The 16,413-nt window shown below is 71.5% G+C and carries 15 protein-coding genes and 1 pseudogene; 11 read left to right on the top strand and 5 right to left on the bottom strand.

All coding sequences use genetic code 11. The features are described 5' to 3' along the window. Positions 1-188 precede the first annotated feature (188 nt). The 3 genes from AB0I79_RS07340 to AB0I79_RS07330 all read left to right on the top strand — a co-directional run bounded on the left by AB0I79_RS07340 (position 189) and on the right by AB0I79_RS07330 (position 2,802). Complete coding sequence (locus AB0I79_RS07340) at positions 189-1,217, top strand: dipeptidase (RefSeq protein WP_357868254.1); 1,029 nt, start codon at positions 189-191, stop codon at positions 1,215-1,217. A 229-nt stretch (positions 1,218-1,446) separates the two neighbouring features. After that, positions 1,447-2,541: a M20 family metallopeptidase gene (locus AB0I79_RS07335; RefSeq protein WP_357868252.1), complete on the top strand. Its 1,095-nt coding sequence runs from the start codon at positions 1,447-1,449 to the stop codon at positions 2,539-2,541. Positions 2,542-2,652: 111 nt separating this feature from the next. Next, positions 2,653-2,802 (top strand): hypothetical protein, encoded by a 150-nt coding sequence (locus AB0I79_RS07330; RefSeq protein WP_357868249.1) that lies wholly within the window; start codon positions 2,653-2,655, stop codon positions 2,800-2,802. Between the two features lie 230 nt (positions 2,803-3,032). Here the strand turns inward: AB0I79_RS07330 and AB0I79_RS07325 are convergent, their stop codons facing one another. Then, positions 3,033-4,016, bottom strand: coding sequence for a YafY family protein (locus AB0I79_RS07325; protein WP_357868246.1), 984 nt, complete (start codon positions 4,014-4,016; stop codon positions 3,033-3,035). A 122-nt stretch (positions 4,017-4,138) separates the two neighbouring features. Here AB0I79_RS07325 and AB0I79_RS07320 point away from each other — a divergent pair, with 122 nt between their 5' ends. Beyond that, positions 4,139-4,687, top strand: coding sequence for a DinB family protein (locus AB0I79_RS07320; RefSeq protein ID WP_357868243.1), 549 nt, complete (start codon positions 4,139-4,141; stop codon positions 4,685-4,687). 268 nt (positions 4,688-4,955) lie between these two features. Here the strand turns inward: AB0I79_RS07320 and AB0I79_RS07315 are convergent, their stop codons facing one another. Further along, entirely contained in the window at positions 4,956-5,354 is a 399-nt protein-coding gene (locus tag AB0I79_RS07315; protein WP_357868241.1) for an SSI family serine proteinase inhibitor, read from the bottom strand. Positions 5,355-5,533: 179 nt separating this feature from the next. On the opposite strand from AB0I79_RS07315, the gene AB0I79_RS07310 reads away from it, so the two are divergent. From AB0I79_RS07310 to AB0I79_RS07285, 6 genes and pseudogenes are all read left to right on the top strand, one after another. Further along, positions 5,534-6,307, top strand: a complete 774-nt coding sequence (locus AB0I79_RS07310) for a GNAT family N-acetyltransferase (protein ID WP_357868238.1) — start codon at positions 5,534-5,536, stop codon at positions 6,305-6,307. A gap of 65 nt (positions 6,308-6,372) precedes the next feature. Further along, positions 6,373-7,806: an Nramp family divalent metal transporter gene (locus AB0I79_RS07305; protein WP_357868236.1), complete on the top strand. Its 1,434-nt coding sequence runs from the start codon at positions 6,373-6,375 to the stop codon at positions 7,804-7,806. 34 nt (positions 7,807-7,840) lie between these two features. After that, a pseudogene (locus AB0I79_RS07300) lies at positions 7,841-8,755 on the top strand (zinc-binding dehydrogenase); the annotation flags it as partial. Positions 8,756-8,770: 15 nt separating this feature from the next. Further along, positions 8,771-9,679 (top strand): NADP-dependent oxidoreductase, encoded by a 909-nt coding sequence (locus AB0I79_RS07295; RefSeq protein WP_357869644.1) that lies wholly within the window; start codon positions 8,771-8,773, stop codon positions 9,677-9,679. Between the two features lie 17 nt (positions 9,680-9,696). Next, positions 9,697-10,653: a YafY family protein gene (locus AB0I79_RS07290; protein WP_357868233.1), complete on the top strand. Its 957-nt coding sequence runs from the start codon at positions 9,697-9,699 to the stop codon at positions 10,651-10,653. A gap of 35 nt (positions 10,654-10,688) precedes the next feature. Then, on the top strand, positions 10,689-11,804 hold the full coding sequence (locus AB0I79_RS07285) for a C45 family peptidase (protein ID WP_357868230.1): 1,116 nt from the start codon (positions 10,689-10,691) through the stop codon (positions 11,802-11,804). Here the strand turns inward: AB0I79_RS07285 and AB0I79_RS07280 are convergent. From AB0I79_RS07280 to AB0I79_RS07270, 3 genes are read right to left on the bottom strand one after another with little or no spacing between them, the layout of a single operon-like run. Further along, positions 11,771-13,273 (bottom strand): AMP-binding protein, encoded by a 1,503-nt coding sequence (locus AB0I79_RS07280; protein WP_357868227.1) that lies wholly within the window; start codon positions 13,271-13,273, stop codon positions 11,771-11,773. The two genes, AB0I79_RS07285 and AB0I79_RS07280, sit on opposite strands and share 34 nt — an antisense overlap. After that, on the bottom strand, positions 13,273-14,295 hold the full coding sequence (locus AB0I79_RS07275) for an acyl-CoA dehydrogenase family protein (protein WP_357868225.1): 1,023 nt from the start codon (positions 14,293-14,295) through the stop codon (positions 13,273-13,275). The genes AB0I79_RS07280 and AB0I79_RS07275 overlap by 1 nt, the downstream gene beginning before the upstream one ends. Continuing rightward, positions 14,292-15,458 (bottom strand): acyl-CoA dehydrogenase family protein, encoded by a 1,167-nt coding sequence (locus AB0I79_RS07270; RefSeq protein ID WP_357868222.1) that lies wholly within the window; start codon positions 15,456-15,458, stop codon positions 14,292-14,294. The genes AB0I79_RS07275 and AB0I79_RS07270 overlap by 4 nt, the downstream gene beginning before the upstream one ends. Positions 15,459-15,749: 291 nt before the next feature. On the opposite strand from AB0I79_RS07270, the gene AB0I79_RS07265 reads away from it, so the two are divergent. Continuing rightward, positions 15,750-16,349, top strand: a complete 600-nt coding sequence (locus AB0I79_RS07265; protein WP_357868221.1) for a TetR/AcrR family transcriptional regulator — start codon at positions 15,750-15,752, stop codon at positions 16,347-16,349. Positions 16,350-16,413 lie beyond the last annotated feature (64 nt).

The raw sequence follows: 16,413 nt of genomic DNA, 5'->3' as shown, positions 1-16,413 counted from the left end.
CGAGTGGGCGACCGGTCCGAGTGGGCGACCGGTCCGAGTGGGCGACCGGTCCGAGTGGGCGACCGGTCCGAGTGGGCGACCGGTCCGAGTGGGCGGGCAACCCATCAAACCCAGGTCGTACAAGTGATCCAAAAGATCGGACCTGAGACGCATTGGAGCAGGTCCCAGGGTCGCGATACCGTCCTGCCATGACGCTTCCCCTGCACCAGCGCGCTGTCGTGGCCGACACTCACAACGACCTGCTGATGGCGGTCTCCGCCAGGCCGCCGCACCAGTGGGCCTCGTTCTTCCGGGAGAGATGGCTGCCGCAGCTCCTCGACGGGGGCGTCAATCTGCAGGTGCTGCCCGTCTTCATCGACGACCAGTATCTCCCGGAGGGCGCGCTGCGGCAGACCCTGCGCATGATCGAGTGCGCTCACGTGCTGGCGGAGGGCAACCCCGACCACGTACGCCTCTGCCTCGACGCCTCCGACATCGACCGGGCGCTCGACGACGGCAAGATCGCCCTGGTGCTCGCGATGGAGAGCATGCCCGGCCTCGACGCCAGCGTCGAGCTGATCCCGACCATGCACCGCCTGGGCGTCCGGGTGGCCTCCATCGCCCACTTCGGCCGCACGCCGCTGGCCGACGGCAGCGGTGAGGACGCGACGGGCAGCGGCCTGACCTCCGCCGGCGTCGCGGCCCTGCGGGAGATGGAGCGCCTGGGCATCGTCTTCGACGTCTCCCACCTGGGCGCCTCGGGCGTCGCCCACGTGCTGGAGCTGGCCACCCGACCGGTCATCGCCACCCACTCCTCCGCCCGCGCCCTGCGCGACCACCACCGCAACCTCACCGACGACCAGCTCAGGGCCGTGGCCGCCACCGGCGGCGTCATCTGCGTCAACTTCTTCGCCCCGTTCCTCGCCGAGCGCGAGGAGGACATGACGCTCGACCGCCTGCTCGACCACATCGAGCACATCGTGTCCGTCGCCGGCATCGACCACGTGGGCCTCGGCCCCGACTTCATCCGCGAGGTGATGGACGACCTCACCCCGCCCTGCTGCGAAGACCTGCACACCAGAGGGGTGGACCCGAAGCAGGCGGTCCCGGGCCTGGAGGGGCCGCGCGGGCTGCCCATGGTCACGGAGGGCCTGCTCGCGCGCGGGTTGCCGGAGAAGGACGTCATGCAGATCATCGGCGGCAACGTGCACCGCCTCTTCGGCGAGCTCCTCTCATGACGTCACCGGTCCCGGTCACCCTCCCACCACCAGGCCCTGGCGCCCTACCGCCACGGAGCCGGGACGCCCTATCGCCGCGGAGCCGGGACGCCCTTCCACCGCGGAGCCGGGACGCCCTTCCGCCGCGGAGCCGGGACGCCCTTCCGCCGCTGGGTCGTCCTGGCGCCCTTCCGCCGCAGGGCTCGAACACCAGGCCGACGACTCTTCTCGGGGGACGACCATCATGAGCATGACCGACAACGCTTCCCAGCAGGCCGCCGGCATGGTCGAAGACCTGGAGGAGCTGGTCCTGTGCGAGTCCTTCTCCAGTGATCTGGAAGCCGTGGCCCGCAGCGCGAAGGTGGTGGCCGCGATGGGGACCCGCCACCTGGGCACCGGCCCGGAATTCCTGGTGATCGACGGCGTCACGCACCTGCGCTGGTCGTTCGGCACGCCCAGGGTCCTGCTGCTCGGCCACCACGACACCGTCTGGCCGATCGGCACCCTCACCACCCACCCATGGTCCGTGGTGGACGGGGTGGCGCGAGGGCCGGGGGTGTTCGACATGAAGGCGGGGCTGGTGCAGACGTTCCACGCGCTGGCCGGGCTCGACTCGCTCGACGGCGTCACGTTGCTGATCACCGGCGACGAGGAGGTCGGCTCGCTCACCTCCTCGCCCCTGATCCAGGAGACCGCCCGCGGGCTGGCCGCCACCTTCGTCATGGAGGCCAGCGCCGACGGCGGGGCCCTGAAGACCGCCCGCAAGGGCACCTCCAACTACACCGTCAACGTGCACGGCAAGGCCGCGCACGCCGGGCTCGAGCCGGAGAAGGGCGCCAACGCGGGCATCGAGCTCGCCCACCAGATCCTGGCCGTCGCCGCCATGGGCGCGGGGGCGACCACGGTCACGCCGACAGTGCTGTCGGGCGGCACGTCCTTCAACACGGTGCCGGCCGCCGCCTCGGTGGGCGTGGACGTACGGGTCGCGGAGGTGGCGGAGCAGGCTCGGGTGGACGCGGCGATGCACGCGCTGCGGCCCGTGGTGCAGGGCACCCGTCTGGAGGTCCTCGGCGGCCCCAACCGGCCGCCCCTGGAGGGCTCGATGTCGGCCGGTCTCTTCGCGCTGGCCCAGGAGCTGGCGGCGGGGCTGGGGCTGGGAACGCTGGCGTCGGCCTCGGTGGGCGGCGCCTCCGACGGCAACTTCACGGCCGGAGTGGGCTGCCCGACCCTCGACGGGCTGGGCGCCGTAGGCGGCGGAGCCCACGCGGATCACGAACACGTCATCGTCGCTGAGATGCCGGCACGCGTGACCCTGCTCCGAGCACTCATCGAAGCGGTCCGGTAGGGGCGAGCGTCAACGCGCGGCGGTGTGAAGGCCCTGGATGGGCCCGAGTGGTGGGTGAGGGTGAGGGCGTGGCGATGTGAAGGTCCTAGATGGGCCGGGTGGTGGGCGAGGGTGAGGGCGTGGCGCCACCCGCGTGCCGGGGTGTGGTCGGCGAGCGGTGTCGTGGACGTGGCGCGCCGCTCAGGGGGCGACCAGGTCTGCGCCATCCTCACGGGCTTCGGGCGTCGAACCCCGGACATCCAGGCCTGGGAGTGCGCCTGAACCAGGTGGGTGACGGGGATGCCGAGCCGGTCGGCCAGCACGGTCTTGCCGCTGCCGCCGCAGCCGAGCACCGCGATCCTGCGCGGGCTCCGGCCCGCCCGCCACGTCATGTCCGCATCACCGTCCGCCTGGCCCGCCACATCATGCCTGCGTCACCATCCACCCGTCCCACCGGGCGCGTCAGCCCCGCGTCCACCGTCCACCCGGCCGCCCGCCATGTCATGCCTGCGTCACCGGCCACCGATGCCGTCTCCTGCCGTGCCGGCCCTGGTGAAGCGGGCTCCCCAGCTGCGGATCTGGTCGAGCAGCTCGGGTGGCTCGAGAACGTGGAAGTCCGCGTCGAGCACGCCCAAGGCCATGATCGGCCATTCCAGGGAGTCGACCACCATCCGTACCCGGCACTGCCTCGCGTCGATCTCCTCGACCGTGCACCACCTGCCGATCCGCTCCCGCACCGCCGCCGCAGGGGCGTGCACCAGGACCTCCACCTGGTGGGAGCGGGGCAGGCCGTCCAGTCTGGCGCGGACGAACTCGGCGGCGTCGGCGGTGGGCAGCGTACGGGGCCGGAAGCGGGCGCCGGTGCCCTGCGCCGCGGACAGCCGGTCGACCCGGAAGCTGCGCCAGTCGTGCCGCTCCAGGTCGTAGGCGACCAGGTACCAGCGGCGGCCGAGTGACACCAGCCGGTGCGGCTCGGTGTGCCGCTCGGTGTGCCGGCCGTCGGCGGCGGTGTAGGAGAAGCGGAGCCGTTCGTTGTCCCGGCAGGTCAGCGCGATCGTGGTGAGGACGCCCGGGTCGAGGCCCGCCCTGGCCTGGCCGGCCCAGCCGGCGGAGACCGTCATCGCGCGCAGCGCGTCGATGCGCCGCCGCAGCCGGACCGGCATCACCTGCACCACCTTGGCCAGCACCCGGATCGAGGACTCCGCGATGCCCTCCACCGGGTCCTGCGCCGCGGCCTGCATGCCCACGGCCAGGGCTACCGCCTCCTCGTCGTCGATCACCAGCGGCGGCAGCGCGGCGCCCGCGGCGAGCTGGTAGCCGCCGTCCACGCCGCGCTGTGCCTGCACGGGATAGCCCAGCTCGCGCAGCCGGTCGACGTCCCTGCGCAGGGTACGGGCGGAGACGCCGAGCCGTTCGGCCAGCTCGGCGCCCGGCCAGTAGCGGTGGGTCTGGAGCAGGGACAGCAGCCGCAGCGTCCGGGTGCTGGTGTTCGCCATGTTTCCGATTCTTCCGTCATTCAGGTCAGAAAGTGACCGCTATGGTCGGCAGTCTGTTCTTGAGCGACAGGAACACCTCACCGTTCTCGAGCGGCAGAACATCCCCACGGAAGGCAGTGATCATGACCGTCAACACGCCGAACCCCCACAGCACCAGCGACGTGACCGGAGAGCGCGCCGACCTGCTGGCGGCGCTGGCGCAGAGCCGTCACTTCCTGCGCTTCACCACCCGCGACCTCACCGACGAGCAGGCCGGGATGCGGACGACCGCCAGCGAGCTGTGCCTGGGCGGCCTGATCAAGCACGTGGCGCAGATGGAGCGGAGCTGGGTGGACTTCATCCTGCAAGGCACGTCGGCCATGAAGGACTTCACCGCGATGACCGAGGCCGACCTGGCCGAGTTCACGGACGGGTTCCGGATGCTGCCCGGCGAGACGCTGGCCGGGGTGCTGGCCGAGTACGACGAGGTGGCCCGGAGGACCGATGAGGTGGTCGCCACCCTGCCCGACTTGGACGTCGACCATCCGCTGCCGGCCGCGCCGTGGTTCCAGCCCGGCGAGCGCCGGTCGGCCCGTCGGGTGCTGCTGCAGATCATCGCCGAGACGTCCCAGCACGCCGGGCACGCCGACATCATCCGCGAGTCGCTGGACGGCGCGAAGAGCATGGGCTGAGCGGAAGCAGGGGCTGCGCGGAAGCAGGGGCTGCGCGGAAGCAGGGGCTGCGCGGAAGCAGGGGCTGCGCGGAAGCAGGGGCTGAGCGGAAGCAGGGGCTGAGCCGACGACCGCGCGAAGAGTACGGGCCGAGGAGCGGACGACCGCGCCAAGGGCACGAGGTGAGCAGCCGACGACCGCGCGACGACCGCGCGAAAAGGCACGAGGTGAGCAGCAGGGCAACGCCTGCCCGCGAGGCAGGCGTTGCCCTCACGTCTCGACCGGCTAGCTAGCCGGCGACCGGGCCGAGCTTCCGTTCCAGCGCGCACCGGTTCGGGAACTCCTCGTAGTACGACTCAGGCCGGCCGTACCAGTGCCCCTGTGCCTCGACCTCCACCGGATCCCAGATCAGCGGACACGGCCCCGGATCGACCTCCAGGTCGTGCAGGTACCCGTCCACCGAGCGGAGCGCGTCGCAGGCCGCCCCCGGGTACGGGTGCAGACCCCCGTCCGGGCCGCAGGTGAGGCGCATCGAGTACGCGCCGCCATCGCGCGGGGTGACGGTGATGTAGAGGTTCGCCCCGGCGGCGGCGTCGGCGGGGAGCGTCGTGAACGGGCCGGCGAGTGCCGCGGTGGCGCACAGTCCGAGCGCGGCCAGCCTGCGGGCGGCGGTCAGCACGAGCGACATGATGTCCTCCCTGGTCAACGGGCGTCCCGGCATGGGACGGCGCACCCACCATGACTACAGTGAGTGAGGTCGCGGGGACCAGCAGCAACGCGGACATCAGTCCGTGATGGATCGGATACGTACAGCTATCCCGACAGCTCATAGGCAGCGCACCGGTGCCCGCGTGCGTAAATGGAGGGATGGAGCATGAGGAGGCGGCGGCCAGGGCCGGCGTGGTGATCAGGGAGTTGCGGGAGATCGGCGAGTTCGAGCAGGTCTACCGGCTCTTCGACGAGATCTGGCATCCGGAGCCGGCGAACGTGCCGGTGACCGTGGAGCTGATGGCCGGGTTCGCGCACACGGGCAACTACGTCGCCGGGGCGTTCGCGGGTGACGACCTGGTGGGGGCGTCCGTGGGGTTCCTGGCGTCGGGCGAGGCGCTGCACTCGCACGTCACGGGGGCCGTCATCGGCAAGGGCGTCGGGTACGCGCTGAAGCTGCACCAGCGCGCCTGGTGCCGCGAGCGGGGGCTGGGGCGGATCACGTGGACGTTCGACCCGCTCGTCCGGCGCAACGCCCACTTCAACCTGGTCAAGCTGGGCGCGCGGCCGGAGGCGTACCTGACGGAGTTCTACGGGGCGATGGCGGACGCGATCAACGAGGGGGACGCCTCGGACCGGCTGCTCGCGGTGTGGCGCATCACCGGCGAGCAGGAGCAGAAGGCGGGCCTCGACGAGGCGTACCCGCTGGTGCGGGAGGCGGACGACGGCCGCCCCCTGATCGGGGACCCGGGCGGGCACCGGGTGTTGCTCGTGGGGACGCCGCGCGATGTCGAGCGGCTGCGGCGGCAGGACGCCGGGAAGGCGATGGCGTGGCGGATGGCGGTGCGGGAGGCGCTCGGCGGCGCCATGGCGGCTGGGGCGCGGGTGGCGGGATTCACGGAACGGGGCGAATACGTGGTGGTAATTAACTAGGTATTCCACGGATGTTTCGGGTCTCTGTAATGTGGCGGACAAGCAAGCTGAGCAAGGAGATCCGCATGGCGGAATTCACCCCCACCGTTCCAGCGCGAGTCCTACCCGCCGTCGCCGTGCGCGACCTTCCGGAGCCGCCCAGATCGACGTGGCGTGTCATCGGCCCCGGCCTGGTCGGCGCCGGTGTCGGGCTGGCGTCGGGCGAGTTCATCCTCTGGCCGTACATCGCCTCGCAAGTCGGCCTCGTCTTCATCTGGGGAGCCGCGATCGGCATCATCACCCAGTGGTTCCTGAACATGGAGATCGAGCGTTACACCCTGGCCACCGGCGAGACCGCGCTGACCGGTTTCAGCCGCATGTGGAAACACTGGGGCCTGGTCTTCGTGATCATGACGCTCTGCTCGAACCTCTGGCCGGGCTGGGTGACCACGTCCGCGACCATGGTCACGTACCTGACCGGCTCGGGCGAGGGCTCCGTGCGGTGGATCGCGATCGGCATGCTGCTGCTGATCGCGATCAGCCTGACCATGGCGCCCGTGATCTACATCCTGCTCGAACGGGTCATCTTCGTGAAGATCGCGCTGGTGGCGACGCTGATCGTGGTGGCGATCCTGTTCGCGATCAACGCGGACAGCTGGCTGGCGCTGGGCCAGGGCCTGACGGTCGGGGCCAGGTTCCCGGTGCCGCCGCTGGAGTTCGCGGTGCTGATGGGCGCCATCGCGTACGCCGGAGCGGGCGGCGGCCAGAACCTGTGCCAGAGCAACTGGATCCGCGACAAGGGCTTCGGCATGGGAGTGTACGTCCCGCGCCTGGTCAGCCCCGTCACGGGTCACGAGGAGGCGGTCTCCTCGACCGGTTACCAGTTCGCGCCGACGAAGGAGAACCTGGCGCGGTGGAAGCAGTGGTGGCGCTTCGCCAACATCGAGCAGGCGTGGACGTTCGCCATGGTGTCGTTCGTGACGATCGCGCTCATGTCGATGCTGGCCCACTCCACGGTGTTCGGCCGGCCGGGGCTGGAGAACAGCATCGGTTTCCTTCAGGTCGAGGGCCAGGTGCTGCAGAGCACGGTCGGCACGTGGTTCGGCCTGCTGTTCTGGGTGATCGGGGCGCTGGCCCTGTTCGCCTCGGCCATGGGCATCGTCGACTACACCTCGCGGCTGGCCTCCGACACCATCAAGACGGTCTACCTGCGTGACAAGTCCGTCACGGTGAACCGGGTCTACTTCTACACGGTGTGGGCGATGGCGCTGATCGGCACCGTCATCCTGCTGGCGGGCCTGGACCAGCCGCTGATCCTGCTGGTGTTCTCGGCGTGCTTCGCGGCCGTGATGATGTTCGTGTACTCGTTCCTCCTGATCATCCTCAACCGGCGGGCGCTGCCCGAGGCCATCAAGGTGCGGTCGTACCGGCTGGGGGCGCTGATCTGGTCGGTGGCGTTCTTCGGCACGCTGACCGTGATCGTGGTCACCCAGCAGGCTCAGCGGCTCATGGGAGGTTGACCTCAACCGAACTTGAGGTACCACACTCGGCGGCATGAAGATTGTCGAGGTGACGAGGTTCGGCGGTCCCGAGGTGCTCGTGGCCGGGCGGGCGCCCGACCCGGAGGCGGGGCCGGGGCAGGTCGTGATCGGCGTGTCGGTGGTGGACGTGATGTCCATCGACGCGCAGCTGCGTGCCGGGTGGGGGCGTGACTGGTTCCCCGCCCGGCCGCCGTTCGTGCCGGGCACCGGCGTGGCCGGGCGGGTGGTCTCGGTCGGCGACGGCGTCGAGCCCGGGTGGGCGGGGCGGCGGGTGGCCGCGCTGCTCCCCGGCGGCGGAGCGTACGCCGAGCGCGCCGTGGCGGGAGTGGAGACGGTCGTCGCGGTGCCCGACGAGGTGCCGCTGTGGCAGGCCGCGGCGCTCGTCCAGGTCGGGCCCGCGGCGCTGAGCCTGGTGGCGGCGGCGGAGCTGCGGCCCGGTGCGCGGGTGCTGGTCACGGGGGCCGGTGGTGCGCTGGGGCTGTCGCTGGTCCGGCTCGCGAGCGCGGCGGGCGCCCGGGTGACGGCGGCGGCGCACGGCCCGGCCAAACGCACGGCGGCCCTGGCGGCGGGGGCGGCGCAGGCCGTGGACTACCTCCAGCTCGCGGGGCCGTTCGACGTGGTGTTCGACGGGGTCGGAGGCGAGGTCGGCGCGGCGGCGTTCGAGCTGGCCGCGCCGGGCGGGAGGTTCTTCGCGTACGGGGTGCCCAGCGGATCGACGGCGCCCGTCGATCCGGCGGAGGCCGAGCGGCGCGGCGTCCGGGTGATCGGCATGGAGCAGGTCCAGTTCGCGCCCGACGAGTTCACGCGGCTGGCCGAGCAGGCGCTGAAGGAGGCGGCGGCGGGCCTGCTGGCGACCGACGTGGGCCTGGTCGTGCCGCTGGAGCGGGCGGCCGAGGCGCACGCCGCGCTGGAGGCCCGCGAGCTGGTCGGCAAGGCCCTGCTGGTGGCCGGCGCGCAGGCCGTCCAGTACAGCAGGCACGGCGGCCCCGAGGTGCTGGAGCTCGCGGAGATCCCGCTGCCCGAGCCGGGCCCCGGCCAGGTACGGGTGGCGGTCAGGGCGGCGGGCGTGAACCCCATCGACTGGAAGCTGCGCCGAGGCATGCGCGGCGGCTCGCCCGACGGGCCGCAGGGCGTCGGCATGGAGCTGGCGGGCACGGTCGACGCGCTCGGCCCCGGGGTGACCGGGCTGCGGCTCGGCGACCCGGTGTACGGGCAGGTGGCGCCGGGCGCCGTGGCCACGCACGCGATCGCCGAGGCGGACGCGCTGGCGTACAAGCCGGACGATCTCACCTACGAGGAGGCCGCCGCGCTGCCCGTGGCCGTCGAGACGGCCCGCCGCGCGCTGCGCGACCTCGCGCTGCAGGAGGGCGAGACGCTGCTGATCCACGCGGTCGCGGGCGGCGTCGGCCTGGCCGCCGCGCAGCTCGCCCTCGCCCGGGGCGCCACGGTCATCGGCACGGCGAGCGAGCGGCACCACGCGTTCCTGCGCGGGCTCGGCGTCCGGCCCGTGAGCTACGGCGAAGGGCTGGAGCGGCGCCTGCCGCCGTCCGTCGATCGGGTGCTGGACGCCTCGGGCAGGGGCGAGCTGGACCTGTCGGTCGAGCTCACCGGCGATCCGGACAGGGTGATCACGATCGCCGACCGGGCGGGTGCGGAACGGCTCGGGGTGCGCTTCTCGACCGGCGACGGGGCCGCGGCAGCGGCGCGGGCGCTGCGCGAGTCGCCGCACGTACGGCTGCCGGTGGCCGAGGTGTTCCCCCTGGAGCGGGCGGCGGAAGCCCACCGCCGCAGCGAGGAGGGCCACTTCCTCGGCAAGCTGGTCATCAACACGGAAGCGTCCTTGCCGCGTTAGCGGGCACACTGGTGCCCATGCTGGAAACCTCGGCCCGCCTGCTCAAGCTCCTCTCCCTGCTCCAGGCGCACCGCGACTGGTCGGGACCCGAGCTGTCAGCCAGGCTCGGCGTCTCGACCAGGACGATCCGCAACGACGTGGAGCGCCTGCGCTCGCTCGGCTATCCGGTGCACGCGACGCCGGGCGTGGCGGGCGGCTACCGGCTGGGGGCGGGGGCGGCGCTGCCGCCGCTGCTGCTGGACGACGAGGAGGCCGTGGCGGTGGCGGTCGGGCTGGGCCGGGCGGCCGGGGGCGGCGTGGAAGGCATCGAGGAGACCTCGGTCCGCGCCCTGGCCAAGCTGGAGCAGGTGCTCCCGTCCCGGCTGCGGCGGCGGGTGAGCGCGCTCAACGCCTACACGGTGCAGATCCCGGGCAACACGCCGTCCGTGCCGCCGGAGGTGCTGACCACGATCGCGAACGCGGCCCGCGACCACGAGGGCCTGCGCTTCGACTACACCGGCCACGAGGGCGAGGCGAGCGTGCGGAACGTCGAGCCGCACCGCCTGGTGCACCGGCGTGGCCGGTGGTACCTCGTGGGCTACGACGTCGACCGCGACGCCTGGCGCACGTTCAGGGTCGACAGGGTGCGCCTGCGCACCCCGTCGGGCCCCCGCTTCACCCCGCGCGAGCTGCCGGGCGACGGCGACGTGGCGGCGTACGTGGAGAAGGGGCTCAACACCGCGATGTGGCGCTACCGCGCGACGGTGCTGCTGCACGCCCCCGCCGAGCGCATGCGGGAGCTGCCCCTGGGCCTGGAGGTCGAGCCGGTGGACGAGGGCACCTGCCTGCTCAAGCTGGGCGGCGACGACGTCAACGGGATAGCGGTGTGGATCGGGTTCATCGGGGTGGACTTCGAGGTGCTCGATCCGCCGGAGCTGGCCGAGCACGTGCTGCGGCTGTCAGAGCGTTACCGGCGGGCGGTCAGCGGCCGGTAAGGCAGCGGTCAGCGGGCTCGGCGAGGCTGCCGTACATGCAGAACATGACCCAGGTAGCGGGCAGCAAGGACGACTTCCAGCTCGTCACGCACCTGACGCTCACCGGCAGCCAGTACGAGATCGGCAAGGCGCTCACCGAGGAGGCCCGCCGGCTCGGCTGGTCCCCCGCGCCGATCGACCCGGTCGTGGGCCGGGCGCGCAGGACGTGGTTCGAGCACCACTGGCCGCAGCACCACGCCCGCATGGACGGCGCGGCGGCGGTGCTCGGCCTCGACCCGGAGCAGGACGAGCTGGTCCTGGACGACCAGGGGTACGTGCCGGAGGGCTACGGCTGCTCGGCCCTGTGGATCCCGCCGTCGGCCGCGACGGACGGCCACGGCAGGGTGGGCCGCAACTACGACTTCTTCCCCACGACCACCAGCGAGCTCATGGGTGGCGAGCCCCGGCCGGGCGAGCTTCCCATGGCCTCCCGCCCCTACGTGATCACCACGATCCCGGACGAGGGACTCTCCTCCACGGTGATCACGATGTCGGCGCTCGACGGCTGCATGGACGGCATCAACTCGGCGGGCCTGGCGATCATGCTGCTGGTGGCCGACTTCGAGACCGCCGAGCCGCCGGAGGCCTTCGCACCGCAGGTCGGGGTCAACAGCGTGCAGCTGCCCCGCTTCCTGCTCGACACCTGCGAGAACGTGGACCAGGCCAAGCAGGCGCTGCTGGGCGCCAAGCAGTACGACCACGGCATGCCCCTGCACTACCTGATCGCCGACGCGCACGGGCAGGCGTTCGTGTGGGAGCACGGCAAGGACGGCAGCGAGCACATCGTGGAGTTCGGCGACGGCCCGCTCTGCGTCACCAACCACCTGCTGCACCGCCACCCCGACCCGATGAACCTGCCGGAGGACACCGGGTCGAGCTTCGCCTCCTACAGCCGGCTGCGCACGCTGTACGAGCGCAGCAAGGGCGTCACCATGTCGGCCGGCGACCTGCGCGAGAGCCTGCGCGCCGTCGCGCAGCCCGAGGAGGCCGCCGTGCCGTTCCGCACGCTCTGGAGCACGGTCTTCGACACCGCCGACCGTACCCTGTCCACCCGCTTCTACCTGGGCGAAGGCGGGCGTTACAGCGAGGAGCTGGTGTTCCCGGCGAGGTAGTCGGCGCGTACCTTCGAGCGCGACAGCTTGCCGGTGGGGGTACGCGGGAGCACCTCGCGATACTCGATCACCTTCGGGTGCTTGAACCTGGCGATGCGCGGCCCGCAGTGCTCCATCAGCTCGGCCGTCAGCTCGGGGCCCGGCTCGATCCCCTCGGCCGGCTGCACGAGGGCGACCACGTTGTGGCCCCACTCCTCGTCGGGCACCCCGATGACGGCCACGTCGGCCACCGCGGGGTGCTCCAGCAGGGCGGCCTCGATCTCGGCGGGGTAGATGTTCACCCCGCCGGAGACGATGAGGTCGGTGCGCCGGTCGCACAGGAACAGGTAGCCGTCCTCATCGAGGTAGCCGATGTCGCCGGGCGCGTACCACTCCCCTCGCTTGCTGGCGGCCGTCTTGGCCGGGTCCTTGCGGTACTCGAACGAGCCCATGCTGGACTTGACGTAGATCATGCCGGGCTCGCCCGGCGGCAGCTCCGCGCCGCTGTCGTCGAAGATCTTGGCCTCGAACGTGGGGGCGGGGCGGCCCACGGTGCCGGGCCTGGCCAGCCAGTCGTGCGGCTTGACGGAGAAGGCGATCGTGGACTCGGTGGAGCCGTAGTACTCGTACAGCACCGGCCCCCACCAGTCCATGATCTGCTGCTTGACGGAGACCGGGCAGGCGGCGGCGGTGTGGATGACCTGGCGCAGGCTCGACACGTCGTACTTGGCCCGCACGTCCGCGGGCAGCTGCAACATCCGGTGGAACATGGTCGGCACCATCATCGCGTTGGACACCCGGTGCCGCTCGATGAGCTCCAGGATGTGCACCGGGTCGAACCGGGGCGTGATCACCACGGTGTGCCCGAGGTGCAGCGCGAACTGGGCGTGCGCGCAGGGCGCGGAGTGGTACATCGGCGAGGTCACCAGGTGGACCTCGGCGCCCGGCCTCAGGTCCACCACCTCGCCGAAGAACCAGGTGTACAGGGGCACGATCGCCTCGGGCTCGGCGCCCGGCAGGCCGCGCTGCACGCCCTTGGGGAAGCCGGTGGTGCCGGAGGTGTACCACATGACGGCGCCGGCGGTCCGGCCGGCGGGCGCGTCCGCGGGCTGCCCTTCGGCCAGCCCGGCCGTCCCGGTCTCCGCGCCGGGCACGGCCTGGCCGGGGCCGGTGACGACGACCTTGGCGTCGCAGTCGCCCAGGATGTACGCGATCTCGGCGTCGGTCAGGTGCCAGTTGATGGGCACGTAGTAGAGGCCGATCTGCCCGGTCGCCATGACCATGACCAGCGCGTCCACGCCGTTGGGCAGCACGCCCGCCACCACGTCGCCAGTGGCGAGCCCGCGGGCGCGCAGGCCGTGCGAGACCTGGTTGACCCGGGCGAGCAGGTCACCGTAGGTGACGCGGGTGTCGTCGGTGTCGATCACCGCGAGGCGGCCGGGGTCGGCGGCGGCGATGGCGTAGAAGCCCGGTAGCTCGCTGACGTCCATTACAGCTCCAGCAGTTGTCCGAGACGGGCGCGGTGGATCCGTGGCGGGCCCAGCAGCACCTCGTCCGCCTTGGCCCGCTTGTAGAACAGGTGGGCGTCGTGCTCCCAGGTGTAGCCGATGCCGCCGTGCAGGAGCAGGTGGTCGCGGGCCACCTCGAAGCAGGCGCGGCCGACGTAGGCCTGGGCGAGCGCGGCGGCCTCGGGCAGCTCGGCAGGCGACTCGTCGGCGGCCCAGGCGGCGTACCTGACGATGGACTCGGCCTGTTCGAGCTTGCAGTGCATGTCGGCGAGCTTGTGCTTGACCCCCTGGTAGGAGCCGATGTAGCGGCCGAAGGCCACGCGGATCTTGGCGTAGGCGACGATGGCGTCGAGCGCCGCCCGCATCACGCCGAGCTGCTCGGCGGCCAGGGCCACGCACAGCCTGTCGAAGACGCCGGTCTGCGGCGCCGGGCCGAGCACGCGCGCGGGCGCGCCGTCGAGCACGATCCTCGCCTGGCCGCGGGTGAGGTCGAGCGTCTCCAGCGCGGTTCTGGTCACGCCGGGACCCGCCAGCTCGACGGCCACCATGACCAGGGCGTCGCCGTCGCGGGCCGGCGCGACGAGCACGTCGGCTTCGCCGCCCGAGAGCACCTGCGCCGGCGCGCCGCTCGCCGTGCCGCCGTCGCAGGAGAGCTCGGTGTGGTCGAACGTGGCCGCGATCCGGCCTTCGGCGATGCCGGTCTGCAGCTCCTTGTCGGGCACCTGGCTCAGCGCGAGCGCCGCGAACGCGGTGGCCAGGAACGGTCCCGGCAGCAGCGCGGCGCCCGTCTCCTCCAGCGCGACGGCCAGCTCGGACATGCCGGCGCCGGCGCCGCCGTACTCCTCGGGGACGATCAGCCCGGACAGGCCCAGCTCGCCGTTGAGGCGCGCGTACACCTGCGGGTCGTAGCCCTCGCGGACCTTGGGCAGCGGCGAGGCGGTGCGCAGGAAGTCGCGTACGGCCGCGCGCAGCTCCTGCTGTTCCTGGCTGAGTACGAGCTTCACGCCTGCGTCCCCACCTTCAGGTCCTTGAACGGCACATTCTTGTCCACCCGCGGCTCCGGCGGGAGGCCCAGCACACGGTCGCCGACGATGTTGCGCATGATCTCGTTGGTGCCGCCGCCCAGCGCCATGCCCGGAGCCATCGAGATCGCGCGGGCGAGCGGGTGGTCGGCCAGCGCGGCCTCGGGGCCGACCAGCCGCGTGGCCAGGTCGGCCTGGTAGAGGGTCAGCTCGGCCAGCAGCAGCTTGGCCGCGCTGCCCCGCGCGCCGGGGAAGATGCCGGCCCTGGTCTCCTGGGCCAGCCGCTGGTTGAACAGCGCCAGCGCGCGGCTGCGGATGTGCAGCTCGACGAGCTCGTCGTGGACCAGCGGGTCGCTGGTGTCGAGGGTCCGGCGCAGCGCCTCCAGCGAGGCCGGGTGGTCCTTCTGCCCGCCCATGCCGACGCCCGCCGAGATCGACAGCCGCTCGTGCAGCAGCGTCGTGACGGCCACGCTCCAGCCGTCGTTGACCTCGCCGACGCGGTGCTCGTCGGGGATGGGGACGTTGTCGAAGAAGATCTCGTTGAAGTTGGCCCTGCCGGACATGTCCTTCAACGGCCTGACGGTCACGCCCGGGTGGTGCATGTCGATCACGAACATGGTCAGGCCCTTGTGCTTGGGCACGTCCACGTCCGTACGGGCGAGCAGCAGCCCCCAGTCGGCGTGGTGGGCGACGGAGGTCCACACCTTCTGGCCGTTGACGATCCAGTGGTCACCGTCGCGTACGGCCCTGGTCTGCAGGCTGGCCACGTCGCTGCCGGCGCCGGGCTCGGAGAAGAGCTGGCACCAGATCTCCTCGCCGCGCAGCAGCGGCCGGACGAACCGCTCGCGCTGGGCGTCGGTGCCCCGGTCGACGATCGTGGGCCCGGTCATGCCCAGGCCGATCGAGAAGATGTAGGTGGGCAGGGTGTAGTCGCGGGCCTCCTCGGCGAACACCCGCTCCTCCGCCTGGGTCAGTCCCTGGCCGCCCCACTGTTTCGGCCAGGTGATGCCGGAATAGCCGGCGTCGTAGAGCTTGGCCATGAACTCCTTGGCCCGGGTGATCCCGTCGGCCTCCGGGTAGTCGTCGGTCGGAGCGTTCTCCCGCAGCCAGTCGCCGGCCGCACGCCGATACTCAGCAAGGTTCACATCGACTCCTCGGCATCAGTGCTCACTTACTCTAGTCAGCGCATCCGAGGACGTACAGAGCATTGCTCTGGACGCGCCGCGCCCGTTTCATCACGGAGAGGCCGGTAAGGGATCACTGAGGCGGATTTGGGGGACCCCGATAGAAGCACGTTCGAGTAAACGCGGTTACCATGATCAACGTGACTGTCGGTGAACGGGGAATCCGTACCGTACCCGGGTTCTTCATACCAGAACAGATCACGCCCGGTTTGTCCTATAAATACTAGTGATCAGAAGTTAGAGTTACTCGCTGTGACAACAGGTTTCAGCCGATTACGGCGCGAGGATTTGCTGAAAACGGCCTGCGAGGTGATCGCGGAGCAGGGATTCGGGCACACCAGGACCCTGGACATCGCCAGGGCCGCGGGAGTCAGCCAGGCCCTGCTCTTCTACCACTTCGAGACCAAGGAGCGGCTGTTCGCGATGGCGTTCAGTTACGCCGCCCGTCAGCATCTCAACGCGCTGACCGACGTCGAGCAGTCGGCGGGCACGCCGATCGACCGCCTGCGCTCCCTGCTGCGGCTCTGCTCCCCCGCGATCCCCACCGAGGGCTGGCGGCTGTGGATCGACGCCTGGTCCGAGGCGATGCGCAGCGCGGAGCTGGAGGAGACCTCGCGGCGGATCGACGCCAGGGGCCGCACGCTGATGCGCGGCATCATCGAGGCCGGCGTGGCCTGCGGCGAGTTCGAGTGCCCCGATCCCGACGCGACGACGTGGCGGCTGTTCGCGCTCATCGACGGGCTGGCGGTCCAGACGCACGCGCATCCCAAGGTGTTGTCACGGCGCCGGGTCAACGTGCTGATCCGCTCGGCGGCGGCGAATGAGCTGGGGGTGCCCGCGGAGAAGCTGTGAATGCCGCGCTCCTCACCCTTCCCAGTCTTATTGGATTCTCCGTACAATTACTGGGCGAGGAGAG

The organism is Nonomuraea sp. NPDC050202 (assembly GCF_040656115.1).
GTDB lineage: Bacteria > Actinomycetota > Actinomycetes > Streptosporangiales > Streptosporangiaceae > Nonomuraea.
This window is presented reverse-complemented; position numbering and strand designations above follow the sequence as displayed.

Coding starts and splice junctions, on each gene's coding strand:
- AB0I79_RS07320 (WP_357868243.1), top strand. CDS start 4,139: ATGACCGTCAACACGCCGAACCCCCACAGCACCAGCGACGTGACCGGA.
- AB0I79_RS07315 (WP_357868241.1), bottom strand. CDS start 5,354: ATGTCGCTCGTGCTGACCGCCGCCCGCAGGCTGGCCGCGCTCGGACTG.
- AB0I79_RS07310 (WP_357868238.1), top strand. CDS start 5,534: ATGGAGCATGAGGAGGCGGCGGCCAGGGCCGGCGTGGTGATCAGGGAG.
- AB0I79_RS07305 (WP_357868236.1), top strand. CDS start 6,373: ATGGCGGAATTCACCCCCACCGTTCCAGCGCGAGTCCTACCCGCCGTC.
- AB0I79_RS07335 (WP_357868252.1), top strand. CDS start 1,447: ATGACCGACAACGCTTCCCAGCAGGCCGCCGGCATGGTCGAAGACCTG.
- AB0I79_RS07280 (WP_357868227.1), bottom strand. CDS start 13,273: ATGGACGTCAGCGAGCTACCGGGCTTCTACGCCATCGCCGCCGCCGAC.
- AB0I79_RS07290 (WP_357868233.1), top strand. CDS start 9,697: ATGCTGGAAACCTCGGCCCGCCTGCTCAAGCTCCTCTCCCTGCTCCAG.
- AB0I79_RS07340 (WP_357868254.1), top strand. CDS start 189: ATGACGCTTCCCCTGCACCAGCGCGCTGTCGTGGCCGACACTCACAAC.
- AB0I79_RS07325 (WP_357868246.1), bottom strand. CDS start 4,016: ATGGCGAACACCAGCACCCGGACGCTGCGGCTGCTGTCCCTGCTCCAG.
- AB0I79_RS07285 (WP_357868230.1), top strand. CDS start 10,689: ATGCAGAACATGACCCAGGTAGCGGGCAGCAAGGACGACTTCCAGCTC.